The organism is Burkholderia sp. FERM BP-3421, assembly GCF_028657905.1.
Taxonomy (GTDB): domain Bacteria; phylum Pseudomonadota; class Gammaproteobacteria; order Burkholderiales; family Burkholderiaceae; genus Burkholderia.
Genome location: NZ_CP117782.1, coordinates 2,851,602 through 2,876,617, shown reverse-complemented (window position 1 = coordinate 2,876,617; position 25,016 = coordinate 2,851,602). Strand labels below are relative to the sequence as shown.

General features: G+C 69.7%; 24 protein-coding genes. 17 read left to right on the top strand and 7 right to left on the bottom strand.

Features of this window, described 5'->3' with window-relative positions; all coding sequences use genetic code 11:
• A complete protein-coding gene (locus tag Bsp3421_RS28980) occupies positions 1-597 on the bottom strand; it encodes a 5-formyltetrahydrofolate cyclo-ligase (protein WP_273999507.1) in 597 nt (198 codons plus the stop codon).
• A 20-nt stretch (positions 598-617) separates the two neighbouring features.
• Here Bsp3421_RS28980 and Bsp3421_RS28975 point away from each other — a divergent pair, with 20 nt between their 5' ends.
• The 4 genes from Bsp3421_RS28975 (at position 618) to Bsp3421_RS28960 (ending at position 5,549) form a co-directional block, all read left to right on the top strand.
• Positions 618-2,573 (top strand): lytic transglycosylase domain-containing protein, encoded by a 1,956-nt coding sequence (locus Bsp3421_RS28975; RefSeq protein ID WP_273999505.1) that lies wholly within the window; start codon positions 618-620, stop codon positions 2,571-2,573.
• Between the two features lie 59 nt (positions 2,574-2,632).
• Positions 2,633-3,592, top strand: coding sequence for a complex I NDUFA9 subunit family protein (locus tag Bsp3421_RS28970; RefSeq protein WP_273999503.1), 960 nt, complete (start codon positions 2,633-2,635; stop codon positions 3,590-3,592).
• 68 nt (positions 3,593-3,660) lie between these two features.
• Positions 3,661-4,308, top strand: a complete 648-nt coding sequence (locus Bsp3421_RS28965; protein WP_273999502.1) for a glutathione S-transferase family protein — start codon at positions 3,661-3,663, stop codon at positions 4,306-4,308.
• The gene (locus tag Bsp3421_RS28960; protein WP_273999500.1) at positions 4,305-5,549 is read left to right on the top strand and encodes a multifunctional CCA addition/repair protein; all 1,245 of its coding nucleotides are present in this window, start codon (positions 4,305-4,307) and stop codon (positions 5,547-5,549) included. Before Bsp3421_RS28965 ends, Bsp3421_RS28960 begins: the two co-directional genes overlap by 4 nt.
• 166 nt (positions 5,550-5,715) lie before the next feature.
• Here Bsp3421_RS28960 and Bsp3421_RS28955 read toward each other — a convergent pair whose 3' ends face one another.
• The 4 genes from Bsp3421_RS28955 to flgA all read right to left on the bottom strand — a co-directional run bounded on the left by Bsp3421_RS28955 (position 5,716) and on the right by flgA (position 9,425).
• The gene (locus Bsp3421_RS28955) at positions 5,716-7,059 is read right to left on the bottom strand and encodes an SGNH/GDSL hydrolase family protein (RefSeq protein WP_273999499.1); all 1,344 of its coding nucleotides are present in this window, start codon (positions 7,057-7,059) and stop codon (positions 5,716-5,718) included.
• A 135-nt stretch (positions 7,060-7,194) separates the two neighbouring features.
• On the bottom strand, positions 7,195-7,635 hold the full coding sequence (locus Bsp3421_RS28950; RefSeq protein WP_273999498.1) for a flagella synthesis protein FlgN: 441 nt from the start codon (positions 7,633-7,635) through the stop codon (positions 7,195-7,197).
• A gap of 75 nt (positions 7,636-7,710) precedes the next feature.
• A complete protein-coding gene (flgM, locus tag Bsp3421_RS28945) occupies positions 7,711-8,049 on the bottom strand; it encodes a flagellar biosynthesis anti-sigma factor FlgM (protein ID WP_273999497.1) in 339 nt (112 codons plus the stop codon).
• 101 nt (positions 8,050-8,150) lie between these two features.
• Positions 8,151-9,425, bottom strand: a complete 1,275-nt coding sequence (gene flgA, locus Bsp3421_RS28940; RefSeq protein WP_273999496.1) for a flagellar basal body P-ring formation chaperone FlgA — start codon at positions 9,423-9,425, stop codon at positions 8,151-8,153.
• A 201-nt stretch (positions 9,426-9,626) separates the two neighbouring features.
• Here flgA and flgB point away from each other — a divergent pair, with 201 nt between their 5' ends.
• The 10 genes from flgB to Bsp3421_RS28890 all read left to right on the top strand — a co-directional run bounded on the left by flgB (position 9,627) and on the right by Bsp3421_RS28890 (position 18,148).
• Positions 9,627-10,115, top strand: a complete 489-nt coding sequence (gene flgB / locus Bsp3421_RS28935; RefSeq protein WP_273999495.1) for a flagellar basal body rod protein FlgB — start codon at positions 9,627-9,629, stop codon at positions 10,113-10,115.
• A 60-nt stretch (positions 10,116-10,175) separates the two neighbouring features.
• Positions 10,176-10,601 carry a flagellar basal body rod protein FlgC gene (gene flgC / locus Bsp3421_RS28930; RefSeq protein WP_273999494.1) on the top strand — a complete coding sequence of 142 codons (426 nt, stop codon included), beginning with the start codon at positions 10,176-10,178 and terminating at the stop codon, positions 10,599-10,601.
• Between the two features lie 31 nt (positions 10,602-10,632).
• Entirely contained in the window at positions 10,633-11,439 is an 807-nt protein-coding gene (locus Bsp3421_RS28925) for a flagellar hook assembly protein FlgD (RefSeq protein ID WP_273999492.1), read from the top strand.
• A 27-nt stretch (positions 11,440-11,466) separates the two neighbouring features.
• Positions 11,467-12,714 (top strand): flagellar hook protein FlgE, encoded by a 1,248-nt coding sequence (gene flgE, locus Bsp3421_RS28920; protein WP_273999491.1) that lies wholly within the window; start codon positions 11,467-11,469, stop codon positions 12,712-12,714.
• A 31-nt stretch (positions 12,715-12,745) separates the two neighbouring features.
• Positions 12,746-13,504: a flagellar basal body rod protein FlgF gene (locus Bsp3421_RS28915; RefSeq protein WP_273999490.1), complete on the top strand. Its 759-nt coding sequence runs from the start codon at positions 12,746-12,748 to the stop codon at positions 13,502-13,504.
• A gap of 28 nt (positions 13,505-13,532) precedes the next feature.
• The gene (gene flgG / locus Bsp3421_RS28910) at positions 13,533-14,321 is read left to right on the top strand and encodes a flagellar basal-body rod protein FlgG (RefSeq protein ID WP_273999489.1); all 789 of its coding nucleotides are present in this window, start codon (positions 13,533-13,535) and stop codon (positions 14,319-14,321) included.
• 26 nt (positions 14,322-14,347) lie between these two features.
• Positions 14,348-15,046, top strand: a complete 699-nt coding sequence (gene flgH, locus Bsp3421_RS28905) for a flagellar basal body L-ring protein FlgH (protein WP_273999488.1) — start codon at positions 14,348-14,350, stop codon at positions 15,044-15,046.
• A gap of 5 nt (positions 15,047-15,051) precedes the next feature.
• Positions 15,052-16,233 carry a flagellar basal body P-ring protein FlgI gene (locus Bsp3421_RS28900; RefSeq protein ID WP_443111543.1) on the top strand — a complete coding sequence of 394 codons (1,182 nt, stop codon included), beginning with the start codon at positions 15,052-15,054 and terminating at the stop codon, positions 16,231-16,233.
• 2 nt (positions 16,234-16,235) lie between these two features.
• Positions 16,236-17,174 (top strand): flagellar assembly peptidoglycan hydrolase FlgJ, encoded by a 939-nt coding sequence (flgJ, locus tag Bsp3421_RS28895; protein WP_273999485.1) that lies wholly within the window; start codon positions 16,236-16,238, stop codon positions 17,172-17,174.
• Between the two features lie 218 nt (positions 17,175-17,392).
• A complete protein-coding gene (locus Bsp3421_RS28890) occupies positions 17,393-18,148 on the top strand; it encodes a flagellar brake protein (protein ID WP_273999483.1) in 756 nt (251 codons plus the stop codon).
• Positions 18,149-18,188: 40 nt separating this feature from the next.
• Here the strand turns inward: Bsp3421_RS28890 and Bsp3421_RS28885 are convergent, their stop codons facing one another.
• A complete protein-coding gene (locus tag Bsp3421_RS28885) occupies positions 18,189-18,866 on the bottom strand; it encodes a class I SAM-dependent methyltransferase (RefSeq protein ID WP_273999482.1) in 678 nt (225 codons plus the stop codon).
• Positions 18,867-19,279: 413 nt separating this feature from the next.
• Between Bsp3421_RS28885 and flgK the strand changes: the two genes are divergently transcribed.
• Together flgK and flgL are read left to right on the top strand one after the other, a co-directional pair.
• Positions 19,280-21,280 carry a flagellar hook-associated protein FlgK gene (gene flgK / locus Bsp3421_RS28880; protein ID WP_273999481.1) on the top strand — a complete coding sequence of 667 codons (2,001 nt, stop codon included), beginning with the start codon at positions 19,280-19,282 and terminating at the stop codon, positions 21,278-21,280.
• A gap of 15 nt (positions 21,281-21,295) precedes the next feature.
• Positions 21,296-22,522, top strand: coding sequence for a flagellar hook-associated protein FlgL (gene flgL, locus Bsp3421_RS28875; RefSeq protein WP_273999480.1), 1,227 nt, complete (start codon positions 21,296-21,298; stop codon positions 22,520-22,522).
• Positions 22,523-22,887: 365 nt separating this feature from the next.
• Here the strand turns inward: flgL and Bsp3421_RS28870 are convergent, their stop codons facing one another.
• Positions 22,888-23,877: a GlxA family transcriptional regulator gene (locus Bsp3421_RS28870; RefSeq protein ID WP_273999479.1), complete on the bottom strand. Its 990-nt coding sequence runs from the start codon at positions 23,875-23,877 to the stop codon at positions 22,888-22,890.
• Positions 23,878-24,091: 214 nt separating this feature from the next.
• Here Bsp3421_RS28870 and Bsp3421_RS28865 point away from each other — a divergent pair, with 214 nt between their 5' ends.
• Positions 24,092-24,778: a M24 family metallopeptidase gene (locus Bsp3421_RS28865; protein ID WP_273999478.1), complete on the top strand. Its 687-nt coding sequence runs from the start codon at positions 24,092-24,094 to the stop codon at positions 24,776-24,778.
• Positions 24,779-25,016 lie beyond the last annotated feature (238 nt).

Genomic DNA, 25,016 nt, shown 5'->3' with positions numbered 1-25,016 from the left:
TCAGCCGGCGCGCCGCAGCGTGCGCGCGTCGGTGACGATCCAGTCGAGCGGCCGGTCGTGCGCATCGCGCGGCAGCGCGGCCACGCCGCAGGCGTCGTAGGCCACGCCGAGCGTGACGGGCGGGGCGGCGCCGGGCCAGGCCGCGAGCGTGCGGTCGTAGTAGCCGCCGCCGTAGCCGAGCCGGTAGCCCGCCTCGTCGAAGCCCACGCAGGGAATCAGCAGCAGCTCCGGCACGAGCGGCGCGCCCGCGGCCGGCTCGGGGATCCGGTGATGGCCCTCGCGCATCGGCGCGCCGGGCGCCCAGGCATGGAACGCGAGCGGCGCGTGGGGCGTCTCGATCACCGGCAGCGCGGCGTGCCGGCGGGCGTCGGCGGCGAGCCAGTCGGACACCGTCGGGCGCGCGTCGAACTCGCCCGCGAGGGGCCAGTAGAAGCCGAGCGTGCGCGCCGGCTGGGCATCGAGCAGCGCGCGCAGCCGCCGGGCGAGCGCGGCGTCGGCAAGCGGCGCGGCGGCCGCGTCGCGGCGGGCGGCGGCAAGCGTTTTGCGCAGCGCCTGCTTCGCGTTCGCGGCGGGGGGGCGTGCTATGCTTTCGCTCACTTCGTGCTCCATTCAAAACGATGTCGACCAGCTTTTTTCGAGTATATCGCGCGGCCCTGATGAGCTTCGTCGCCGCGGTGTTGACCGCGGGGACGGTCTCCTGCGCCGCGCAGTCCGCCGACGACGCCACCTCGGGCGACGACCAGACCTTCGTGCAGCTGCGCGAAGCCGCGCGCAGGAACGATCCCGCGCGCGCCGCGCAGCTCGCCGCGCTGCTGCCGAACTATCCGGCGCAGTCCTACGTCGAGTATTTCCAGATCAAGCCGCAATTGTTCGATTCGAGCGGCCGCGCGCGGCCCGACGCGCCGGACGCGCCGGTGCTGTCGTTCCTTGCGCGCTACGACGGCCAGGCGATCGCCGACCGGCTGCGCAACGACTACCTGCTGGTGCTCGGCGCGCGCCACGACTGGCGCAACTTCGACGACCAGTACAAGCGCTTCGTGCTCGACGACGACACCCAGGTCAAGTGCTACGCGCTCGAATCGCGCGCGTCGCGCGGCGAGAACGTCGCGGACGCGGCGCGCGCGCTGCTCGTCGAGCCCAAGTATTACGGCGACGCGTGCGTCGACCTGGTCACCGCGCTGTCGGTCAACCAGCAGTTCTCGAGCGACGACGTGTGGGCGCAGGTGCGCGCCGCGTACGAGCAGAACTACACGACCCTCGGCGGCAAGCTGGTCGACGCGCTGGGCCCGCGCCCGGCCGGCTTCGACCAGGCCACCAGCGCGCCGCCGCTGTATCTGGCGCGCGGCGTCGGCAGCGATCCGGCTTCGCGGCAGCTCGCGCTGCTCGCGATCATGCGCATGGCGCGCAACGATCCGGACGCGGCGGCGGGCTCGCTGACCTCGGTCGCGGCGTCGCTCAACAACGCGGAGCAGGCGACCGCCTGGGGCGCGATCGGCTATCAGGCCGCGCTGAAGCGGCTGCCGCAGGCCGCGCTCTGGTACCAGAAATCGAAGGACGCGTCGTTGTCGACCGGCGCGTACGAGTGGCGCACCCGCAGCGCGCTGCTGGTCGGCGATTGGCCGATGGTGCGCTGGTCGATCGAGCAGATGCCCGATGCGCTGCGCGCCCAGCCGACCTGGATCTACTGGCATGCGCGCGCGCTCAAGCGCAGCGGCGACACGCTGAAGGCGAACCAGGAATTCGAACAGATCGCCGGTCAGTTCAACTTCTACGGCCAGCTGGCGGGCGAGGAACTGGGCCAGAAGACCGAGATCCCGCCGCGCACCACGGTGACCGACGCCGAGATCAGCGAGATGAGCAAGGTGCCGGGCTTCGCGCTCGCGCAGCGTTTCTATGCGCTGAACCTGCGCCTCGAAGGCAATCGCGAATGGAACTGGCCGCTGCGCGGCATGACCGATCGCCAACTGCTCGCCGCGGCCGAATACGGCAAGCGCGTCGACCTGCTCGACCGCACGGTCAACACCGCCGACCGCACCAAGGTCGAGCACGACTTCACGCTGCGCTATCCGTCGCCGTACCGCAGCATCGTCGAGCGCTACGCGCAGGGCAACGGGCTCGATGTCGAATGGGCGTACGGGCTGATCCGGCAGGAATCGCGCTTCATCACCAATGCGCGTTCGTCGGTGGGCGCGGGCGGCCTGATGCAGCTGATGCCGGCCACCGCGCAGCTGGTCGCGAAGAAGCTCGGGCTCGGCGCCGTGTCGCGCGCGCAGATGCACGACATCGACACCAACATCCAGCTCGGCACCTGGTATCTGTCGGATATCTACCAGAAGTTCGACAACTCCGCGGTGCTCGCGACGGCCGGCTACAACGCCGGGCCGGGCCGCCCGCGGCAGTGGCGGCAGGTGCTCGTGCAGCCGGTGGAAGGCGCGATCTTCGCGGAGACGATCCCGTTCAACGAGACCCGCGACTACGTGAAGAACGTGCTGTCCAACACCACGTATTACGCGGCGCTGTTCGAAGGCAAGCCGCAGTCGCTGAAGGCGCGGCTGGGCTTCATCGCGCCCTAGCCATCGTTTCGCCGGCCTGCCGCGCCTGAGGCGGCAGGCGGTTTTCGCAGGTCATGACCATGCACGCACATCCCGTCGCGGTGCTGGGCGGCACCGGGTTCGTCGGCAGCCGGCTCGTCAGCGCGCTGGTCGCGGCGGGCGCGCATGTGCGGCTCGGCGTGCGGCGGCGCGAGCACGCGCGCCACCTGGCGATGCTGCCCATCGAGATCGTCGAGCTGGACGGCCTGGAGGTGCGCGCGCTCGCGCGCTTCGTCGCCGGCGCGCGCGCCGCCGTCAATCTGGTCGGCGTGTTGCATGGCGGGTCCGGCGCGCCCTACGGCGAGCGCTTCGCGCGCCTGCACGTCGCGCTGCCGGGCGCGTTCGCGGCCGCCTGCGCGCAGGTCGGCGTGCCCCGCCTGCTGCACGTGAGCGCGCTCGGCGCCGATCCGCGCGGACCGAGCATGTACCTGCGCTCGAAGGGCGACGGCGAGGTCGCGCTGCATGCCGAGGCGGCGGCGGGCGGGATCGCGGCGACCGTGTTTCGTCCGTCCGTCGTGTTCGGGCCCGGCGATGCGTTCCTGACCACCTTCACGCGCCTGCAGCGCAGCCTGCCGATCCTGCCGCTCGCGATGCCCGACGCCTTGTTCCAGCCGGTCTACGTTGGCGATGTCGCGCAGGCGCTCGTCACCGCGCTCGGACTCGAGGCGGCGCGCGGCCGGACCTATGAGCTGGGCGGTCCCGCCGTCTATACGCTCGAACAGCTGGTGCGCTACTGCGGCCTGCTCGCGGGCCGCTGGGCGCGCATCGTGCGGCTGCCCGACACGCTCGCGCGCTGGCAGGCGTTCGCATTCGAGCATCTGCCGGGCGAGCCCGTGATCACGCGCGACAATCTCGCATCGATGCGCGTGCCGAACGTGCTGAGCGGCCCGCTCGCGCCCGAGCTGGCGCTGCGCCCCGCGAGCCTCGAGAGCGTCGCGCCCGCCTATCTGGACGAGCGCGCGGCGCGTTCCCGCTTCGACGCGTGGCGCGCGCGGCGTTGAGCCGGGCGCGGCGCCCCGCGTCGCACCCATTGGTTTCGTTATCCATTTTTCACGCACCTGGAAGCCTCATGAAACTCATCATCGGAGACAAGAACTATTCGTCGTGGTCGATGCGGCCCTGGGTCCTGCTCGCGCACTTCGACATCCCGTTCGAGGAAGTGCTGATCGAGCTGCGGCGCGACGACACCGCCGCGCGGATCCGCGCCTATTCGCCGTCGGGCAAGGTGCCGTGCCTCGTCGACGACGCGCTCGGCGCGATCTGGGATTCGCTCGCGATCGCGGAGACCCTGGCCGAGCGCTTCCCGCAGCATGCGCTGTGGCCGCGCGACGCCGCCGTGCGCGCGCGGGCGCGCAGCGTCGCGGCCGAGATGCACGCGGGCTTCGGCGCGCTGCGCGACGAGCTGCCGCTCAACGTGCGCGAGACGGTGCCGGGACGCACGCCGACGCGCGCCGCGCAGGCCGACATCGCGCGCATCGACGCGCTGTGGCGCGAATGCATCGCGGCGTCGGGCGGCCCGTTCCTGTTCGGCGCGTTCTCGATCGCGGACGCGATGTACGCGCCCGTCGTGCTGCGCTTCAACACCTACGCGACGCCGCTGTCGCCCGAGGCGGCCGCATATGCGGCGCGCGTCACGGCGCTGCCGGCGGTGGCGGCGTGGATCGACGCGTCGCGGCGCGAGACCCACCAGATCGATCTGTACGGCGGCCCGGCATGAACCTCTATGCAGTCGGCGGCGCGATCCGCGACGAACTGCTCGGCGTGCCGGTGCAGGACCGCGACTACGTGGTCGTGGGCGCGACGCCCGAGCAGATGGCGGCGCAGGGCTTCAAGCCGGTGGGCAAGGATTTCCCGGTGTTCCTGCATCCGACGACCCACGAGGAATACGCGCTCGCGCGCACCGAGCGCAAGACGGCGGCCGGCTATCACGGCTTCCAGTTCCACTTCGCGCCGGACGTGACGCTCGACGAGGATCTCGCGCGCCGCGACCTGACGATCAACGCGATGGCGCGCGAGCTGAGCCCGGACGGTCAGCTGATCGGGCCGGTCATCGATCCGTACGGCGGGCAGGCGGATCTGCGCGCGCGGCTGTTCCGCCACGTGGGGCCCGCGTTCGTCGAGGACCCGGTGCGGATCCTGCGGGTGGCCCGCTTCGCCGCGCGCTTCGCCGCGTTCACGGTCGCGCCCGACACGCTCGCGCTGATGCGCGCGATGGTCGCGGCGGGCGAGGTCGACGCGCTCGTGCCGGAACGGGTCTGGCAGGAGGTCGCGCGCGGCCTGATGGAGGCGCGGCCGTCGCGGATGTTCGCGGTGCTGCGCGAATGCGGCGCGCTCGCGCGCATTCTGCCCGAGGTCGATGCGCTGTTCGGCGTGCCCCAGCGCGCCGACTACCATCCGGAAGTCGATACGGGCGTGCACGTGATGATGGTGATCGACCATGCGGCCAAGCACGGCTATTCGCTGCCGGTGCGCTTTGCGGCGCTGACCCACGATCTCGGCAAGGCGACCACGCCCGCCGACGTGCTGCCGCGCCATCTCGGCCACGAAGGGCGCAGCGTCGACCTGCTGCAACCGCTGTGCGAGCGTCTGCGGGTGCCGAACGAGTGCCGCGATCTGGCGGTGCTCGTCGCGCGCGAGCACGGCAATCTGCATCGCGTGATGGAGATGGGCGCGGCGGCGCTGGTGCGGCTGCTCGAGCGCGCCGACGCGTTGCGCAAGCCCGCGCGTTTCGCCGAGGCGCTGCAGGCGAGCGAATCCGATGCGCGCGGCCGGCTCGGCTTCGAGACGCGGCCGTATCCGCAGGCCGAGCGGCTGCGCCTCGCGCTCGTCGCGGCGCGCGCGGTGGATGCGGGCGCGGTCGCGCGCGAGCACGCGGGCGAGGCGGCGCGGATCAAGGAGGCCGTGCACGCCGCGCGGGTGCGCGCGGTGGCGCAGGCGTTGGGGATGGAGGCGGCGTAGCGCGCGTCGGACCGGGGCCGGCGTGTTCGAGCGGTGGCGCGTCGGTGTCCGAGGCGCGCGGGCCGGGCGCATGAGGTGTGCTGCCCGACGGGGCGGCGCGCCGGCCGCCGCCGCCCCGGGACGAGGGTGACGACCGTCCCGGCCGCCACCCTCGTCCCGCGCCGCTTCAATCCATCAGCGTGTCGCGCACGACCGGCGCGATCCGCTCCGCGAGCCACGCATGCGTGCGCGTGCCCGGGTGCAGCGTGTCCCAGAACACGAAGCGCGCCGGATCGCGACAGTCGCCGCGCGGTGTCTGCGAGGCCATGTAGGTCAGCGACGACGGCTTCGGAATGTCGAGGCAGGCGTGCCGCGCATCGTCGAAGTCGTACCGCGTCGGGTTGCTCAGCAGATCGTCGAACAGCGCGTACGCATCGAACACCTCGAGCTTCAGCGTCGCGCCATAGCGTGTCCGCAGCGCGGCGGCCGTCTCGGCCAGCCGCCGGTTGTAGTCCAGCACCTGCGCGGCGACGCGCGTGGCGTCGTCGCGGGTCGCGAACACCGGCGCGCGCGAGACGTCGGGCAGCGTCAGCAGCAGGATGCGCCGCGCCCCCGCCGCCGTCAGCCGTTCGAGGCTCGTGCGCACTGCGTCGGCGGCCTGCTCGGGCGTGCGTCCGTAGTTCACGAAATCGTTGCCGCCCGCGAACACCGCGAACAGCGTGTTCTCGACCCGGTAGCCCGGCGCGCGCGTCATGTACTCGCGCCACGAATCCACCTGCTGCACCAGCCCCGGCACGACCAGGTAGCGATCGGTCGCCGCGCCGCCGATCGCCCAGTTGTACATCGGCAGCCCGAGCGCGCGCGCCAGATACTCGACCCACACCGGCCCGTTGCTGAAGCGGCCCGCGTGCCAGGTCGAGCCGTTCGGCAGCGTCCACTGGCTCGCGTTGAACATGTTCTGCGTATCGGACAGGCTGTCGCCGAACACGATCAGCTTGTTCGCGCGCGGCGGCTGCTGCGCGGCGTCGAGCGTCCAGATCGTATGGTTGAACGACAGCGCGTTGTTGGCCGCGACCGCCTGGGTCAGCGGCTGACGGATCCCGCGCGCATCGAGCGTGCGGCGGCATACGTCGGCGAGCGTCTCCTGCGCGACGGCACTGAAGAACATGTTCTTCCATTGGGTGATGCCGTCGGCCCACCAGTAGCCGGGCACCCGGTACCAGTCGCCGCTGCCCGGGTCGCGCGCCCACTCGTAGGTGGCCTTCGGCGCGAGCGCGCTGTCGCTGATCCGATACCAGCAGCGCAGGTAGGTGTAGGTGTCCTTGCCCTGGCCGGCCGCGCGCAGCGCGTCGGAGGCCGGGGCGGGCGGCGCCGCGAGCGGGCCGGACGGCGACAGCGTCATGTCGCCCGTCGGCATCGGCGGTTCGGCGGGGGGCGCGGCGGCGGCGTGCGCCGCGAGCGGCAGGGCGACGGCGAGCGCCGTCAGTGCGAACCGGCGGCGGATCGCGTGGATGCGACAGTCATGGGTCATGGTTGCCCTCGAATCGTTGTTATTGGCGCCGTGCGGCCGCACGGCTATGGCTGTATCGGAGGACGCGGGAAACGCCGGGCTCGGGCCCGGTCTGATCGAATCGGGGGAAGCCCGGGTTCGGGCTTCAGGGGAAATTCAGGGCGTGGCGGCGCTGACCCGGCCGTCGGGGCCGTAGAAGCCGGCCCGCTCGGGGACCGCGCGCAGCACCGCGAGCGTGCGTTCGTTGTAATCCATCCGGATGCGCACCAGCATCCCGTTGTTCGCATTGGCGCGTTGCGCGCGCTCGGCCGATTGCTGGAGCAATTGCCAGCTGCCCGCGAGCCGGGCGTCCTGCCCGGACGCCTGATCCATGCCCGCCTTGCCGCCCGGGAAGCCGAGCGCGCCGAGCTGGCTGTCGCGCCGGCGTTCGAGGCTTGCCAGCTGCTCGATCAGCGCGTTCTTGCGCTCGATGATTCCGGGCAGCGCCTCGAGCGGCGACGGGGTCGTCAGCGCTTTTTCCTCATAGGCGAGCAGCGAGGCGAATGCCTCGACCGTCGCATGCTCGTCGTTGACCGTGGCCAGCAGTTCTTCTCTCATCGCGTCTCGCTCAAAACGCCGGCGGGCGGACCGTCCGCTCGCCTGTTCCTTCCCGTCGCGGGCCCCGGGGCCCGTTCAGTTGCCCGTCTGCGGCTTGTTCTGCAGCAGCTCGCGGGCCGTCTGCAAGACGCCGTCGGCAATCTTGCCGGCGTCGATCGACAGCGTGCCGCTGCGCAGCGCATCGCGGATCGACTCGACTTGCGCGGTATCGATATCGGCGCTGCCGGAGGCCGCCAGCGCGCGCAGGTTCGAGGACAGGCCGGACAAATTCACGTTCGTGTCGCCGGGCGCCGCGCCTGCGGCGCCTTGCGCGCCGCCCGCGGCGGCTGCCGGACTGGACGGGGTGCGGGCCGCGCCGGCGGTGGCGTTCGACAGCGGGCGGGCGCTCGAAGAGGAGGTGGAATCGACTTTCACGATGGATTTCCTGAACGGTTTGAGCAAGATAACGGCAGGGCCGGCTCAAACTTTAGCACCCGTTCCTCGGTAAACGCCTGATTAAACGAAACTTTGCAATCCTAGAGCGGGATTTCCACGGTCCCGGCATCCTTGACGATCGCGGTGACGATCTGTCCGGCCGCCATCCGCACCCGCACCTGCTGGCCGGGCGCTGCGTTGTTGAGCACGCTGCCCTCCGACGAGATCGTGAAACCCTGGCCCGCCGCGACCACCCGCACCGTCTGTCCGATCGATACCGACGCCGCGCTCCTCAGCATGTCCTGACGCAGCGGCAGGCCCGCGCCGATGCGCGACAGCGCGGTGGCGCCGACCGCCTGCGACGGGGCGGTGATGATCGCGAGCGGCAGCGCCGTCAGGTCGCCGTCGCGGGCGACCAGGTCGGCGGCGCTCAGCGCCTCGCCGGGCGCGATCTGCCGCGCGGCGACGTAATAGGTGGCCTGCACGCTCAGCTTCGCCTGCAGATAGATCGTCCAGGGGCGTTCGCCCGCGCAGCGCACGCCGACCGTCGTGCGCCCCCACAGGCGCGCGCCCGTCGGCATGAACGGTTCGAGCGTCGTGCAGGCGGCCAGGCCGCGCGGAAACGCCGGCGCCACGGTGACGGTGGTCTTGCCGGGCAGGCCGGCCGACTGCTGCTGCAGGAACGCGAGCGCGGCGCGGCGGATCGATTCGCCGTCCTGCTGCCCGTCGGGGACGGCGGCCGAGGCGGCCGGCGCGGCTGCGGCGATCGGGCGGGCGGGACGCGCGGCGGCCTGGAGCGGCAGCGGCCGGGCGGCCGGCTGCGTGCGCAGCGCGGCCGGGGTTGGGGCCGGTGCGCCGCTCGCGCCTTGCGCGCCGGCGAAGCCGGACCGGGCGGGGGCGACGGACGCGGCCGGCATAGGCGCGGCCGGCATAGGTGTGGCCGGCATAGGCGCGGCCTGGAAAGGCGCGGCCGGCGCAGACGCGGTTGCCATGGGCGCGCCGGGCATCGGCCGCGCGGCGCGCGGCGTCGGCTCGGCCGGCGCGACGCGGATCCAGCCGGGCTGCACCGGGTCGTCCTGCTGCGGGTCGGTCTGCGGGGCCTGCGTAATCTGGCGCCGGTTCAGCGCGGCGGCCTCGAGTGCGGCGCTCACGTCGGCCGGGCGCGACGGCGCATGCGCATTGGCGTTGGCGTTGGCGAGCGCGGCCTCGGCCGATTCGCCGCGGCCCGGGATCACGATCATCCCGTCGTTCGGGCCCGCCGCAGCCTGCTGAGCGAGGGCGGGGGCGGCGTGGCCCGCGCAGGCCAGCACGAGGGCAAGGGCGGCGCGCGCATGCCGCCAGCGCGTGCGCGCCGCGCCGCCTGCGTCAATCGTCATCGCCGCCTCCTGTAAGCCGTTGGTACGAATTGCATTCTAGGGAGCGGGGCGCGCGCGCAAACGACGAACAGAGGGGGGCTTTCCCGGTTATTCGCCCGATTGCATCTTGCCTCGGCCGCCTACTATCCGTGTCATGGAAAAAAGCCTCTTTGGCCGCCGCGCGGCGAAAGAGCACTGCCCTGCTTGAGACGGAGAGCCCCGATGCTGGACCAACTCGATGCTGCTTTTGCCTTCGGCCGCGAGGCGCTCGACGTGCGCGCCTACCGCCAGGAGCTGCTGTCGTCGAACATCGCGAACGCCGACACCCCCGGGTACCAGGCCCGCGACGTCGACTTCGCGTCGACGCTGTCGCGCGCGCTGCGCAAGGATGCGGGCGGTGCCACGGCCGGCAACGCCGCGCAGCTGCAGCTCGCGCAGCCGGCCGGGGTGACGGCCGGGATGGCGATGGCGGCGACCGCGGCGGGCCACATGGCCGGCAACGCGAAGCTGATCCCGACGGGCGGCCCGAGCGACGACTACGGGCGCGCGCAGTATCGGAACCCGCGCCAGCCCTCGCTCGACGGCAACACCGTCGACCCCGACATGGAGCGCGTGCAGTTCGCGGACAACGCGCTGCACTACCAGACCGGCCTGACCGTGATGACGCAGCAGATCAAGTCGATGCTCGCGGCGATCTCGTCGGGCAGCTGAGCGATGCCGTCGCACCGCCCGGAACCTTTCAGTCAGCACGCCACGCGTTAAGGAGCACGCATGCCTTCGTTGATGAATATCTTCGACGTCGCCGGATCGGCGATGTCGGCTCAGTCCCAGCGTCTGAACGTGACCGCGTCGAACCTCGCCAACGCGGACAGCGTGACGGGCCCCGACGGCAAGCCCTACAAGGCGAAGCAGGTGGTGTTCGCGGCCGATCCCGTCGGCGGCGCGCGCACCCGCTCGGGACAGGGCGTGGGCGGCGTGAAGGTGACGCAGGTGATCGACGATCCGTCGCCGATGAAGCGCACCTACGATCCGTCGAATCCCGCCGCCGGCGAGGACGGCTATGTCGAGATGCCGAACGTCGACCCGGTGCAGGAGATGGTCAACATGATCTCGGCGTCGCGCTCGTACCAGGCCAACGTCGAGACGCTCAACACGGCGAAGCAGCTGATGCTGAAGACGCTGACGATCGGTTCCTGAACCGCAAAATTCTTGTGAAGGTGCATCGGACATGACTTCCTCTTCCACCACGATCGGCGGCAACGGCACGACGATCGGCGCGATCCCGCTCGATACGATGAGCTCGAACGGCGGCGGCTCGAAGTCGAGCCTCAGCACGAGCACCAGCACGGGCGTGAGCACGGGCGGCAGCCTGTCGACCACCTCGGCGGCCGACCTGCAGACCACCTTCCTGAAGCTGCTCGTCACGCAGCTGCAGAACCAGGATCCGACCAGCCCGGTCGACAGCTCGCAGATGACCTCGCAGCTCGCGCAGATCAACACCGTGAGCGGCATCGCGCAGCTGAATTCGTCGCTGACGTCGCTGTCGACGCAGCTGACGGCAGGCCAGCAGACCCAGGCCGCGCTGCTGATCGGCTCGAACGTGCTCGCGCCGGGCAACACCGTGCCGGTCAAGGGCGGCGCCGCTTCGCCGTTCGGCGTGCAGCTCCCGACCGCCGTGTCGAACCTGACCATCACCGTGACGAACTCGGCGGGCACGGTGGTCAACACGATCAACGCGAAGCAGCAGGCGGCCGGCACCGTGCCGTTCAACTGGACGCCCACCGACGCCGCCGGCAATCCGCTGCCCGACGGCACCTACACGATCAGCGCGAGCTACACCGATGCGAGCGGCAAGCAGTACACGCCGACCACGCTGTCGGCCTCGCAGGTGCTGAGCGTGGTCAAGCAGGCGGACGGCACCCCGGGGCTCGTGCTGTCCAACGGCACGACCGTCGGCCTGACCCAGGTGGCGTCGATCTTCCCGAGCACGAAGACCGCGTCGACCAGCACGCCGTCCACGTCTTCATCCAACTGATCCAGCATTCACGGCACGGAGCACGAAATGGGCTATCAACAAGGTCTGAGCGGCTTGGCAGGCGCGTCGAGCGACCTCGACGTGATCGGCAACAACATCGCGAACGCGAACACGGTCGGCTTCAAGGCCAGCCAGGCGCAGTTCGCCGACATGTACGCGAATTCGATCGCGTCGGCGGTCAACAACCAGATCGGCATCGGCACGACGATGGCGTCGGTGCAGCAGCAGTTCACGCAGGGCAACATCACGTCGAGCAACTCGACGCTGAACGTCGCGATCAACGGCAACGGCTTCTTCCAGATGTCGAACAACGGCGTGATCACGTATTCGCGCGACGGCACGTTCTCGCGCGACAAGAACGGCAACATCGTCAATTCGCAGAACATGAACGTGATGGGCTACGCAGCCGGTGCGAACGGCGTGATCAACACGGCCGCGACCGTGCCGCTGCAGGCGCCGACCACCAACATCGCGCCCAAGGCGACCGCCAACATCAACGCGCAGTTCAACCTGAACTCGCAGGATGCGGTGCCGACCAACACGCCGTTCAATCCGACCGATCTCACGACGTTCAACTACAACACCTCGGTTCAGGTGTACGACACGCTCGGCGGCACGCAGACGGTCAACATGTACTTCGTGAAGAGCGCGGCGCCGGCCGGCACCTGGCAGGCCTACGCGGGCGTGTCGGGCCAGACGCCGACCAACCTCGGCACGATCAGCTTCAACACGTCGGGCCAGATCACCGGCACGACCACGGGCACGCCGCCCGCGCCGACCGCGAACGTCGGCCAGTTCAACTTCACGATCCCGAACACGACGGGCGGCGCGAACCCGCAGAACCTGACGCTGAACCTGACGGGCACGACCCAGTACGGCGGCCAGGACGGCGTCAACAACCTCGCGCAGGACGGTTTCGCGAGCGGCACGCTGACGACCTTCACGATCGGCGCGGACGGCAAGCTGACCGGCAACTACTCGAACGGCCAGACCGCGACGCTCGGCCAGATCGTGCTCGCGAACTTCAACAACCCGAACGGGCTCGTGAGCATCGGCGGCAACCAGTACATCGAGACGGCGGCATCGGGCGTGCCGCAGATCTCGGCGCCGGGCAGCACCAACCACGGCACGCTGCAGGGCAGCTCGCTCGAGAACTCGAATGTCGACCTGACGAGCGAGCTGGTGAACCTGATCACCGCGCAGCGCAACTACCAGGCCAACGCGCAGACGATCAAGACCCAGCAGACGGTCGACCAGACGCTGATCAACCTCTGAACGTAGCCACGCATACGGACCACATCGAGCCATGGACCGACTGATCTATACGGCGATGACGGGCGCGACGCAGTCGCTCGAACAGCAGGCCATCGTCGCGAACAATCTCGCGAACGTGTCGACGACCGGCTTTCGCGCGCAGCTCGCGACGTTCCGCGCGGTGCCGATGAATTTCGGCACGGGCGGCGCGGTCGACCCGCAGACCACCCGCACCTACGTGCTGTCGTCGACGCCGGGCGCGGACTACACCCCGGGGCCGATCACCCGCACCGGCAACCCGCTCGACGTCGCGGTGCAGGGCCCGGGCTGGATGTCCGTGCAACTGCCGGACGGCAGCGAGGGCTACACCCGCGCGGGCAACCTGCACATCGACGAGAACGGTCAGCTGATGACCGCGAGCAATCTGCCGGTGGTCGGCAACGGCGGCCCGATCTCGGTGCCGCCGAACGCGCAGGTCACGATCGGCAAGGACGGCACCGTGTCGGCGCTGATGCCGGGCGATCCGCCGACCGCGATCGCGATGGTCGACCAGATGAAGCTGGTCAATCCGGACGCGGGCACGATGACGCGCGGCGACGACGGCGTGTTCCGCACCGTCGACGGCAATCCGGCCGAGGTCGATCCGGCCGTCGTGGTCACGCCGAACTCGCTCGAGGGCAGCAACGTCAACCCGGTGAGCGCGATGGTGTCGATGCTCGACAACGTGCGCGCGTTCCAGCTGCAGACCAAGCTCATCGAAACCGCCGACCAGAACGAGCAGTCGGCGAACCAGCTGCTCAACTTCAGCTGAGCGCCCCGCTTCCAGGAGAAGATTCACCGTGAACCGTTCCCTCTACATCGCCGCCACCGGCATGAATGCGCAGCAGGCGCAGATGGATGTGACCTCGAACAACCTCGCGAACGTGAGCACGAACGGCTTCAAGTCGTCGCGCGCCGTGTTCGAGGATCTGCTGTACCAGACCATCCGCCAGCCCGGCGCGAACTCGACCCAGCAGACCGAACTGCCGTCGGGCCTGCAGCTCGGCACCGGCGTGCAGCAGGTCGCGACCGAGCGCCTGTATACGCAGGGCGTGCTGCAGCCGACCGGCAACTCGAAGGACGTCGCGATCAACGGCGCGGGCTTCTTCCAGGTGCTGATGCCGGACGGCACGACCTCGTACACGCGCGACGGCTCGTTCCAGACCAACGCGCAGGGCCAGCTCGTGACCTCGAGCGGCTACCAGGTGATCCCGGCCATCACGATCCCGGCGAACGCGACCTCGCTCACGATCGGCAAGGACGGCGTGGTGACGATCACGCAGCCGGGCTCGAGCAACGCGGTGCAGATCGGCGCGATGCAGGTCGCCACCTTCATCAATCCGGCCGGCCTGCAGGGCCTGGGCGAGAACCTGTTCGCGGAAACCAGCACGTCGGGCGCGCCGAACGTGTCGCAGCCGGGCCTGAACGGCGCGGGCTCGATCAACCAGAACTACGTCGAGGCGTCGAACGTGAACGTCGTGCAGGAGCTCGTCAACATGATCCAGACCCAGCGCGCGTACGAGATCAACAGCAAGGCGGTCACGACGTCCGACCAGATGCTGCAGACCGTCAATCAGATGAAGAGCTAACCCAATCGCATGCAGGTCACGTCGCAATGAAGCCGGTCCGCTTTCTCCCGTTCCCGTCCGCCCGCCTGCGCGCGGCGGCGGCCGTCGCGTTCGCCGCGGCGCTGTCCGGCTGCGGGCTCGTGCCGCACGAGCCGATCATCCAGCAGCCGATGACGGCCGCGCCGCCGCCGCCGCCGTCGATGCAGGCGCCGGGCTCGATCTACAACCCGGGCTACGCGGGACGGCCGTTGTTCGAGGATCAGCGGCCGCGCAACATCGGCGACATCCTGACGATCGTGATCGCGGAAAACATCAATGCGACCAAGTCGTCCGGCGCGAACACCAACCGCCAGGGCAACACCAACTTCGAGGTGCCGACGGCGGGCTTCCTCGGCGGCATCATCAACCGCGCGAACCTGACGGCCGACGGCGCGAACAAGTTCACCGCGACGGGCGGCGCGAGCGCGGCGAACACCTTCAACGGCACGATCACGGTGACGGTCACCAACGTGCTGCCGAACGGCAACCTGGTCGTGAGCGGCGAGAAGCAGATGCTGATCAACCAGGGCAACGAATTCGTGCGCTTCTCGGGCGTCGTCAATCCGAACACGATCTCGGGCGCGAACTCGGTGTACTCCACGCAGGTCGCGGACGCGAAGATCGAATACTCGGCGAAGGGCTACATCAACGAAGCCGAGAACATGGGTTGGCTGCAGCGCTTCTTCCTCAACGTCGCGCCGTGGTGATGCTCATGTCGATCCTGTCCCGTCTCCGTTTCCCGCGCTCGCCCGCCGCCTGGCGCGCGAGCGTCGCGGCCGCGGCGCTCGCGTGCGCGGCGCTCGGGCTGCCGGCCGTCGCGCACGCGGAACGCCTGAAGGATCTCGCGCAGATCCAGGGCGTGCGCGACAACCCGCTGATCGGCTACGGCCTCGTGGTCGGCCTCGACGGCACCGGCGACCAGACGATGCAGACGCCGTTCACGACGCAGACGCTCGCGAACATGCTCGCGAACCTCGGCATCTCGATCAACAACGGGTCGGCGAACGGCGGGGCGTCGGCGCTGACCAACATGCAGCTGAAGAACGTCGCGGCCGTGATGGTGACCGCCACGCTGCCGCCGTTCGCGCGGCCGGGCGAGGCGATCGACGTGACGGTGTCGTCGCTCGGCAACGCCAAGAGCCTGCGCGGCGGCACGCTGCTGCTGACGCCGCTCAAGGGCGCGGACGGCCAGGTCTATGCGCTGTCGCAGGGCAACATGGCGGTCGGCGGCGCGGGCGCGAGCGCGAACGGCAGCCGCGTGCAGGTCAACCAGCTCGCGGCCGGCCGGATCGTCGGCGGCGCGATCGTCGAGCGCTCGGTGCCGAACGCGATCGCGCAGATGAACGGCATGCTGCAGCTGCAGCTGAACGACATGGACTACGGCACCGCCGAGCGCATCGTCGCGGCGGTCAACTCGAATTTCGGCCCGGGCACCGCGATGGCGCTCGACGGCCGCACGATCCAGCTCACCGCACCGGCCGATTCGACGCAGCAGGTCGCCTTCATGGCGCGCCTGCAGAACCTCGACGTGAAGCCGGAGCGGGCCGCGGCGAAGGTGATCCTGAACGCGCGCACGGGCTCGATCGTGATGAACCAGATGGTGACGCTGCAAAGCTGCGCGGTCGCGCACGGCAACCTGTCGGTGGTGGTCAACACCCAGCCGGTGGTGTCGCAGCCGGGGCCGTTCTCGAACGGCCAGACGGTCGTCGCGCAACAGTCGCAGATCCAGCTGAAGCAGGACAACGGCGCGCTGAAGATGGTGACGGCGGGCGCCAACCTGGCCGATGTCGTGAAGGCGTTGAACTCGCTGGGCGCGACGCCGGCCGACCTGATGTCGATCCTGCAGGCCATGAAGGCCGCCGGGGCGCTCAGGGCCGATCTGGAGATTATCTGATCATGGCGAATCTTCCGAAGGGCGCGGATCTGTCGCAGCGTTTCGCGCTCGATGTACAGGGTTTCGACGGCCTGCGCGCGCAGGCGACTGCCTCGCCGCGCCAGAGCGCGAAGATGGTCGCGGGCCAGTTCGACGCGATGTTCACGCAGATGATGCTGAAGAGCATGCGCGACGCCACGCCGTCGGGCGGGCTGTTCGATTCGAGCACCTCGAAGATGTACACGTCGATGCTCGACCAGCAGCTGTCGCAGCAGATGTCGTCGAAAGGCATCGGCATCGCCGACGCGCTGATGAAGCAGCTGATGCGCAACATCGATCCGTCGGGCGGCGACGCGGAAGGCCAGGGCGGCGAGGGCGGCCTCGTCGCGATGAACGCGATGGCGAAGGCGTACTCGGACGCCGCCGCGAACAACGGCGGGCTCGCCGGCAAGCGCGGCTTCTCGTCGAACAGCGCGCTCACGCCGGCGGTGAAGGGCAACGGCAGCTCGCCGGACGCCGATGCGTTCGTCGACAAGATGGCCGCGCCCGCCCAGGCCGCGAGCGCGGCGACCGGGATTCCGGCGCGCTTCATCGTGGGCCAGGCGGCGCTCGAATCGGGCTGGGGCAAGCGCGAGATCCGCGGCTCGGACGGCTCGACGAGCCACAACGTGTTCGGCATCAAGGCGACCAAGGGCTGGACCGGCCGCACGGTGTCGGCGGTCACGACCGAGTACGTGAACGGCGCGCCGCGCAAGGTGGTCGCGCAGTTCCGCGCCTACGACTCCTACGAGCACGCGATGACCGACTACGCGTCGCTGCTCAAGAACAACCCGCGCTACGCGGGCGTGTTGAACGCGGGCGGCACCGCGGAAGGCTTCGCGCACGGCATGCAGCGCGCCGGCTACGCGACCGATCCGCACTACGCGAAGAAGCTGATTTCGATCATGCAGCAGCTCGGCTGAACGAAATCGAACGGTCGTTCGTGGCATTTGGGCCGCGCCGGGCTTGGGCTCCGCGCGGTTTTAACGTTTGCTTAAAAAATAAAAGCCGTTTTCGATCTAAACTTTGGCTTGCTGTTGCCGCTAAATGTGAGAGACCAGCGGCCGGGCCTGTTTTGTCCCGGTCAATCGGCGCCCCGGGGCACGCTGGGCGCAAACAAGAAGACGAACATCGGCAAGCCATGAATACCGAACAGTCGACGGATCATGATCAGGATGCTGCGCATTCCGGTCATGACTACGGCCGCCGCAATCCGCTGGAAATCGGCGTGCAATTGCGCAACCTCGTCAATCGCGGGGATTTCCTGACCGTCCAGTACCAGGGCGGTCAGCTCGTTACCCGACTCCTCGATGTCGATGTCGGCGCCCGAACCTTCGTGTTCGATTGGGGCGCGCTGGCCGAACAGAACGCGGGGATCCTCGCCGCGCCGCGCTGCATGTTCCTCGCCTCGCCCGAAGGCGTGCGGGTCGAATTCGCGACCGCGGCGCCGCGCGAAACCCGCTACGAGAACCTGCCGGCCTTCGAGGCCGCGTTCCCCGAGGTGCTGTACTGCGTGCAGCGCCGCGAGTATTTCCGGGTCGACGCGCCCGTGCTCGATCCCTACGTGTGCCGGGGCAGCCTGCCCGACGGCGAGAGCTTCCTGTTCGAGGTGCACAACCTGTCGCTCGGCGGTCTCGGCCTGCGCACCGCGGACGAGCGGGTGGCCGCCCTCGAGGTCGGCGTGACGCTGCCCGACGTCGAGTTGAACCTGAACGGCCACGGCAAGCTGTCGCTCGACCTTCAGCTCGTGTCGCACCGCGCGACCGACGCGCCGAACGGCACGCGCCGCTACCAACTGGGCTTCCGCTTCATGTCGCTGCCGGGCAGCGCGGAAAACACGCTCCAGCGCCTGATCACGCAGCTTGAAATGAAGCGCCGCCAGCTCGCGCGCGTCTGATCCTGCGCGCGCGCCGCCCCGCCCGGGGCGGCCGCGGTCCTTACTGCGGACGGAAGGCGTGCCGCGCGCCGCCGATGCAGTCCACGCGCGGCGTCACCTGCTTGTTGAGCCGGGCGGGCCGCAAGTCGCGCCCGTCGTCGGGGGCGACGATCGGGATCCGGGCCGTGTTCAGGCCGTCGATCAGGGTGTCGAAGTCGAGCGGCGACGGCTGGTAGCCGCGCAGCACGAAGCACGAAATCATGAAGCAGTGATCCCACGCCCAGCGGTCGTGCCAGGTGAAATCGCGTTCGCTCCAGACGGAAACATGCGCTTCCGACGCGATGCCGTTCACGCTGCCCTGCACGTAGAACTCGGGCGCGAGCACGATCAGGTAACGGGTGCGGTAGGTCAGGAAGTTCAGCAGATCGAGACCGACCGACTTGGGCATGTGCTCGATGCAGTCGCCGATGATGCACAGATCATGGCAATCGTCCGGCTTCGCGAGCAGGGCCGGCCAGGCCTCGCCGACGCGGATCTCGTCGTACAGCGCGCCCAGATCGAATGCCGTCACGTACGACGGGGCGGCCTCGATGCCCACGCGACGGCACGACGGCGCCGCGTCGCGGGCCATCCGCCCGTACTTGCCGGCGCCGCAGCCGATGTCGAGCAGGCTGTCCGGCGCGATGGCCGCGATCAGATGGCGGACGATGCCGTCGAAATTGTTGAACGAGCCGGGCACGGTTGACTCCTTGCGAATGAGGCCCGGCGCGGGTGGGCCGGTGACGGAACGGCTGCCGCGCGGGGGGCGGGACGCGCGGCGGAGCGCATCGACGCGGCGCGGCGGCGGGCCGGGGGCGCCGCCGATATGGAAGCATCCGCCGGGCTCGGAAACAAGCCCCATCCAGCCTTCCCGGCGGGATTCCGGACGAGACGCCCGCGGCCCCGCGCCGGGCCTGGACGGCGTCGAGGGCGTCCGGCCGGAAGCGCCCGCCGGGCAAGGGCCGGCGCGTCGCGCGGGCGGCGTTCGCGCACGGCCTCGCCGGCTGGCGTTTTCGTGCGTTTTTCGCTCAACTTTTTCCGTCCGCCGCCGTTATATCGGGAGTCACGCAACCCGGCGGCCGCGGCGCGGCCGGCTCACCAGCAGGATCGCGCATGTCCAACAATCTCATGTATATCGCCACCAGCGGACTGAATGCCGCGATGTGGGGTATTACGACGACGGGCCAGAACATCGCCAACTCGGCGACGCCCGGCTATTCGGTCGAACGCCCGGTCTACGCCGAGACGAGCGGCCAGTACACGAGCAGCGGCTACCTGCCCGCCGGCGTGACGACCACGACGGTGCAGCGCCAGTACAACCAGTACCTGGCGAACCAGCTGAACAGCGCGCAGACCCAGGGCGGGGCCCTGACGACGTACTACAACCTCGTCTCGCAGCTGAACAACTACATCGGCAACCCGACGACCGGGATCTCCACCGCGATCACGAGCTACTTCACGGGGATGCAGAGCGTCGCGAACAACCCGTCCGATCCGGCCACGCGCCAGACCGCGCTCAGCAACGCGCAGGTGCTGGCCAACCAGATCACGGCCGCCGGCCAGCAGTACGACGCGCTGCGCCAGAGCGTCAACACCCAGCTCAGCAACACCGTCACGCAGATCAACAGCTACACCTCGCAGATCGCGCAGCTGAATCAGCAGATCTCGGCGGCGAGCGCGCAGGGCCAGCCGCCGAACCAGCTGATGGACAAGCGCGACCTCGCGCTGTCGAACCTGTCGCAGCTGACCGGCGTGCAGATGGTGCAGAACAGCGACGGCTACAGCGTGTTCATGTCGAACGGACAGCCGCTCGTCGTCGCGGGGCAGAGCTACCAGCTCGCGGCCGTCACGTCGCCGTCCGATCCGACCGAGCTGACGATCGCGTCGCAAGGCGTCGCGGGGGCGAACCCGCCGGGGCAGACCACCTACCTGCCGGAATCGTCGCTGACGGGCGGCACGCTCGGCGGCCTCCTGTCGTTCCGCAACCAGACGCTCGATCCGGCCGAAGCGCAGCTCGGCGCGATCGCGACCAGCTTCGCCTCGCAAGTCAACGCGCAGAACAGCCTGGGTCTCGACCTGTCGGGCAATGCGGGCGGCGCCCTGTTCAAGGTCGGCGCGCCGGTGGTGTATGCGAACCAGGCGAACACGAGCAGCGCGACGCTGAGCGTATCGATCATGAACGGTTCGCAGCCGACCACGAGCGACTACACGCTGGCGATCAACAACGGCAACTACACGCTGACCGACCGCGCGACCGGCAACGTCATCGGCGCGCAGCCGGTGGGCTCCACGATGCCGATCACGATCGGCAACCTGCAGCTCAACGTGAACGGCACGATGAACGCGGGCGATTCGTTCACGGTGCAGCCGACGCGCGGCGCGCTCAACGGCTTCGGCGTCGCGACGACCAACTACTCCGCGATCGCGGCGGCGTCGCCGGTGCTCGCGCAGAAAGTGTCGACCAACACCGGCACCGGCACGATCACGCAGGGCTCGGTGAGCGCCGGCTACCAGATTCCGGCGGGCGGGGTGACGCTCAGCTACAACGGGACCACGACGCCGCCGTCGGTGTCGGGCTTCCCGAACGGTTCGGTGGTGACGGTCAACACCGCGCCGCCGCAGTCGTTCAACATCGGCACGGGGCCGGGGCAGGTGCAGTCGGTGCCGTACAGCGCGCTGCAGGGCAACGCGATGACGATCACCGGCACGGGCGGCCTGAACGCCGTCACGGTGACGATGGCGGGCGCGCCGGCGAACGGCGATACGTTCACCATCGGCAAGAACACCAACGGCGCGAGCGACCCGCGCAACGCGCAGGCGCTGGCCGCGCTCGTCAGCGCGAAGACGCTGAACAACGGCACCCTGACGCTCACGGGCGCGTATTCGAGCTACGTGAACACGATCGGCAATGCCGCGAGCCAGCTGCAGGCGTCGAGTTCCGCGCAGACGGGGCTGGTCGGGCAGATCACGAGCGCGATGCAGGCGGTGTCGAGCGTGAACACGAACGAGGAAGCCGCCAATCTGATGCAGTACCAACAGCTTTACCAGGCGAACGCAAAGGTGATCCAGACGGCGTCGACGCTGTTCCAGACCGTGCTGGGCCTGTTCAACTGATCAAGGTAGACGACCATGCGCATCTCCACTTCCCAGTTCTACAGCCAGAACGTCAGCACGATGAACAACCAGCAGGCCCAGCTGTCGCAGCTGTACCAGCAGATTGCGAGTGGCGTCTCGCTGACGACGCCCGCCGACAATCCGCTCAACGCGGCGCAGGCGGTGCAGCTGTCGATGACCTCGGCGACGCTCACGCAGTACAGCGCGAACCAGTCGTCGGCGCTGACCTCGCTGCAGATGGAGTACCAGACGCTGACCAGCGTCAACTCGGTGCTGAACAACATCTACCAGACGGTGATGAGCGCGGGCAAGGGCACGCTGTCCGACAGCGACCGCTCGGCGCTGGCCGCGCAGATGCAGGGCGCGCGCGACCAGCTGCTGAATCTCGCGAATTCGACGGACGGCTCGGGCAACTACGTGTTCTCGGGCTTCCAGGCGAACACGCCGCCGTTCACGAACAAGGCGGGCGGCGGGGTGTCGTACAGCGGCGACGGCGGCCAGCGGGTCGTGCAGATCACGGCGAACAGCACGGTCGCGCAGAGCGACGACGGCGCGAGCGTGTTCCAGTCCGTGCCGATGCTCGGCAGCTCGCCGGTGCCGGCCGCGGGCGCGTCGAACACGGGCACGGGCGCGATCGGCGCGGTGACGATCACCGACCCGACGGCGACGAGCAACACGCAACAGTTCACGATCACGTTCGGCGGGACCGCGGCCGCGCCGACCTACACGGTGACGCCGTCGGCCGTCACGCCGCCGACCCCGCAGCCGTACACGAGCGGCGCGGCGATCGCGCTGGGCAACGGCGAGAAGGTGGCGATCTCGGGCACGCCGGCGGCGGGCGACACGTTCACGGTGACGCCGGCGCCGCAGTCGGGCACCGACATCTTCGGCGCGCTCGACACGATGATCGCCGCGCTGCAGCAGCCGGTGGGCAGCAGCACCGTCGCGGCGACCGCGTTGCAGAACATCATGACGACGGGCGCGACGAAGCTCACCAACACGATGACGAACGTGCTGACCGTGCAGGCTTCGGTGAGCGGGCGCGCGCAGGAAGTGCAGGCGATGCAGACGGTGACGACGAACAATTCGCTGCAGACCTCGAATTCGCTGGCCGACCTGACGAGCACCAACATGCCGGCGGCGATCAGCCAGTTCCTGCAGGTGCAGAACGCGCTGACGGCGACGCAGAAGACCTTCGTGCAGATGCAGAACCTGTCGCTGTTCCAGTACATCAATCCCTGATCGCGCGCGGCGCGCTTCGGGTGTCGTTCGCTCTGCGCGCGCGTGCCCACGCTGTCGACAGGAGCCGCGGCCCGCCCGGCACGAGCCGCGTGCGGGGCACGCGATACGCCGCCGGGGTTCGCCGGTGTTCCGGCCGTTGCCGCGATGAACCAAAAAAAAGCCGTTCGAACAGAGGGCAGTTCGAACGGCCAACGCAGAGATACCTCAAGACCTGCACGTCTCTGTGCGGATCCGTGCAGTCACTTGAATGTATCGGGATCGGCCGCGCAAGCGAATAGGACTGGTCCTAAAATCCGGATGAAATAGACCATGCCGCCACCGGCGGGACGTGACCCCACGTCGATCGTCGCGTGGCGGCGTGTCGCTCAGGCATCGTCGCGGGCCCGCGGCTCGCCGATCCCGCCGAAGCTCGAACGGTATTGCAGCGGCGCGACGCCGAGGCGGCGACGGAACACCTCGCGCAAGTGCTGGCCGTCGCGAAAGCCGCACTCGGCCGCGATCGTCTTGAGCGGCTTGCGCCCGCGCTCCAGCAGCCGGCGCGCCGCGTCCACTCGCGCCCGTTCGACGAATTCCGCCGGCGACACGCGGGCCTCCCGCAGGAACACCCGAGAAAAATTCCGCACGCTCATGTTGGCGACGCGCGCGAGCGCGTGCAGGTCCAATGTGCCCGCGAGGTTCGCGAGGATGTGCTGCTGCACGTGCGCGATCGGCGATTCCGGGGCGGCGAACGGCATCAGATAGGGGCTGAACTGCGATTGCCCGCCGGCGCGCTGCATGAACACGACGAGCCGCTTCGCGACGTTGAGCGCGAGGTCCTGCCCGTGGTCGAGCGCGACCAGGAACAAGGCGAGGTCGATGCCCGCCGTGACGCCCGCGGAGGTGCACAGCGCGCCGTCGCAGACATAGAGCCGGTCCGCCTCGACGCGCGCGTCGGGGCACAGCGCGGCCAGCGCGGCCGCGTCGTTCCAGTGGGTCGTGACGGTGCGTCCGGCCAGCAGCCCCGCGCGGGCCAGCAGGAACGCGCCGTTGCAGATCGAACCAAAGCGCGCGGCCCGGCCGGCCGCGTGGCGCAGCCAGGCCTCGAACGGCGCCGGCGGCGCGAGCGCGGGCACCGACGGGCCGCCCGCGACCAGCAGCAGGTCGAAGGCGCGGTTCGCGTCGCGGTAGTGATGCTGCGGCTGCACCAGCATGCCGTTGGAGCAGCGCACCGCACCGGGTTCGATGCCGATGACCGCAGCCTCGTAGCGTGCGTCGGGCAGCAGGAAGCGATTGGCTTCGGCGAAGACGTCGAGCGGCCCGCTGAGGTCGAGCGCCTGTGCGTCGGGCGGCGCGACGAGGCCGATGGATCGGGTCATGGCTGGAGGCGCCGCCGGGGCGGCGCGAAGCGGCGGAGCGCTCATCTTACGGCGGCGCGCGCCCGGAACGGGCGCGCCGCGCGGCCGTGGCGCGATTCGCGCGCGGATTGGCCGGATTCGCGGCCATGCGGCGCTGGCCGGCGCGCGGGCAGGCCGCAACAATGAAAGCGCTCATTTCGAGCGCTTTTTTTCATCACGGATACGGAGTGACGCCATGAATGTGTCGACTGCGCACGCGGCCGAGCGCGTGGGCCCCGCCTTTTCGGCGGATGGCATGCTGCTCGCCCGCGAGCAAACCCGTCGCGCGATCCACGATATCGCGAGCCGCGTCGCGCCCGGCATGCGCGAGGAGGAGGCGGTGACGATGGCGAAGCAGCGCCTGGCCGAAGCCGGCATGACGCTGAGCTGGCATCCGACCCGCGTGCGCTTCGGCCGCAATACGCTCAAGCCGATGAAGCGGTCGTCCGAACCGGGCGTCGTGCTGCGCGACGGCGATCTGTTCTTCATCGACATCGCGCCGCGCGTGGGCGCGTGGGAGGGCGACGGCGGCGCGAGCTTCGTGGCCGGCGCGCACGCGGAGCATGCGCGCTGCGCGGCGGATGCGGAGCGCCTGTTCCATGACGTGCGCGGGGTGTGGGCGAGCCGCGGGCTCAGCGGGCAGGCGCTGTATGCCTATGCGGCGGAGACGGCGCGCAAGATGGGGTGGGACTTGAATCTCGACTTGCCCGGCCATCGGGTCGCCGATTTTCCGCACGCGGCGCTGCATACGGGCGCGCTTGCGGACCTCGACGTCGCGCCGTCGGCGCTGCGGTGGATCCTGGAGGTTCATTTGCTCGATCCGGCGCGCCGCTTCGGCGCGTTCTTCGAGGACATGCTGCTGGACGACACGTACTACGCGTGACGGCGGGGCGGCGCGCGCCGGAACCGGCGAACGCGAGGCATGGCTTCGTGAAGGCCGTGCGCGCGTGAACGACCGTGCAGGGAAGCGTCATCAGCCCGCGCGGGAGCGCGCGCAGCGCATGCGCGGCCTTCGCGACACGCGCTGCGCGCTTCGTTGCCCGGCGCGATATCGCTGCGGCACCCGGGAGCCGTCGGCAGCGTGCCGAGCCACGCGCTCTCGTGACCAGGGGGCGACGAGC

What these genes read in the sequence shown, in the direction of transcription:
- Bsp3421_RS28975 (WP_273999505.1), top strand. Translation starts at nt 618, where the DNA reads ATGTCGACCAGCTTTTTTCGAGTATATCGCGCGGCCCTGATGAGCTTC.
- Bsp3421_RS28970 (WP_273999503.1), top strand. Translation starts at nt 2,633, where the DNA reads ATGCACGCACATCCCGTCGCGGTGCTGGGCGGCACCGGGTTCGTCGGC.
- Bsp3421_RS28965 (WP_273999502.1), top strand. Translation starts at nt 3,661, where the DNA reads ATGAAACTCATCATCGGAGACAAGAACTATTCGTCGTGGTCGATGCGG.
- Bsp3421_RS28960 (WP_273999500.1), top strand. Translation starts at nt 4,305, where the DNA reads ATGAACCTCTATGCAGTCGGCGGCGCGATCCGCGACGAACTGCTCGGC.
- Bsp3421_RS28955 (WP_273999499.1), bottom strand. Translation starts at nt 7,059, where the DNA reads ATGACCCATGACTGTCGCATCCACGCGATCCGCCGCCGGTTCGCACTG.
- Bsp3421_RS28950 (WP_273999498.1), bottom strand. Translation starts at nt 7,635, where the DNA reads ATGAGAGAAGAACTGCTGGCCACGGTCAACGACGAGCATGCGACGGTC.
- flgA (WP_273999496.1), bottom strand. Translation starts at nt 9,425, where the DNA reads ATGACGATTGACGCAGGCGGCGCGGCGCGCACGCGCTGGCGGCATGCG.
- flgB (WP_273999495.1), top strand. Translation starts at nt 9,627, where the DNA reads ATGCTGGACCAACTCGATGCTGCTTTTGCCTTCGGCCGCGAGGCGCTC.
- flgC (WP_273999494.1), top strand. Translation starts at nt 10,176, where the DNA reads ATGCCTTCGTTGATGAATATCTTCGACGTCGCCGGATCGGCGATGTCG.
- Bsp3421_RS28925 (WP_273999492.1), top strand. Translation starts at nt 10,633, where the DNA reads ATGACTTCCTCTTCCACCACGATCGGCGGCAACGGCACGACGATCGGC.
- flgE (WP_273999491.1), top strand. Translation starts at nt 11,467, where the DNA reads ATGGGCTATCAACAAGGTCTGAGCGGCTTGGCAGGCGCGTCGAGCGAC.
- Bsp3421_RS28915 (WP_273999490.1), top strand. Translation starts at nt 12,746, where the DNA reads ATGGACCGACTGATCTATACGGCGATGACGGGCGCGACGCAGTCGCTC.
- flgH (WP_273999488.1), top strand. Translation starts at nt 14,348, where the DNA reads ATGAAGCCGGTCCGCTTTCTCCCGTTCCCGTCCGCCCGCCTGCGCGCG.
- Bsp3421_RS28900 (WP_443111543.1), top strand. Translation starts at nt 15,052, where the DNA reads ATGTCGATCCTGTCCCGTCTCCGTTTCCCGCGCTCGCCCGCCGCCTGG.
- flgJ (WP_273999485.1), top strand. Translation starts at nt 16,236, where the DNA reads ATGGCGAATCTTCCGAAGGGCGCGGATCTGTCGCAGCGTTTCGCGCTC.
- Bsp3421_RS28890 (WP_273999483.1), top strand. Translation starts at nt 17,393, where the DNA reads ATGAATACCGAACAGTCGACGGATCATGATCAGGATGCTGCGCATTCC.
- flgK (WP_273999481.1), top strand. Translation starts at nt 19,280, where the DNA reads ATGTCCAACAATCTCATGTATATCGCCACCAGCGGACTGAATGCCGCG.
- flgL (WP_273999480.1), top strand. Translation starts at nt 21,296, where the DNA reads ATGCGCATCTCCACTTCCCAGTTCTACAGCCAGAACGTCAGCACGATG.
- Bsp3421_RS28870 (WP_273999479.1), bottom strand. Translation starts at nt 23,877, where the DNA reads ATGACCCGATCCATCGGCCTCGTCGCGCCGCCCGACGCACAGGCGCTC.
- Bsp3421_RS28865 (WP_273999478.1), top strand. Translation starts at nt 24,092, where the DNA reads ATGAATGTGTCGACTGCGCACGCGGCCGAGCGCGTGGGCCCCGCCTTT.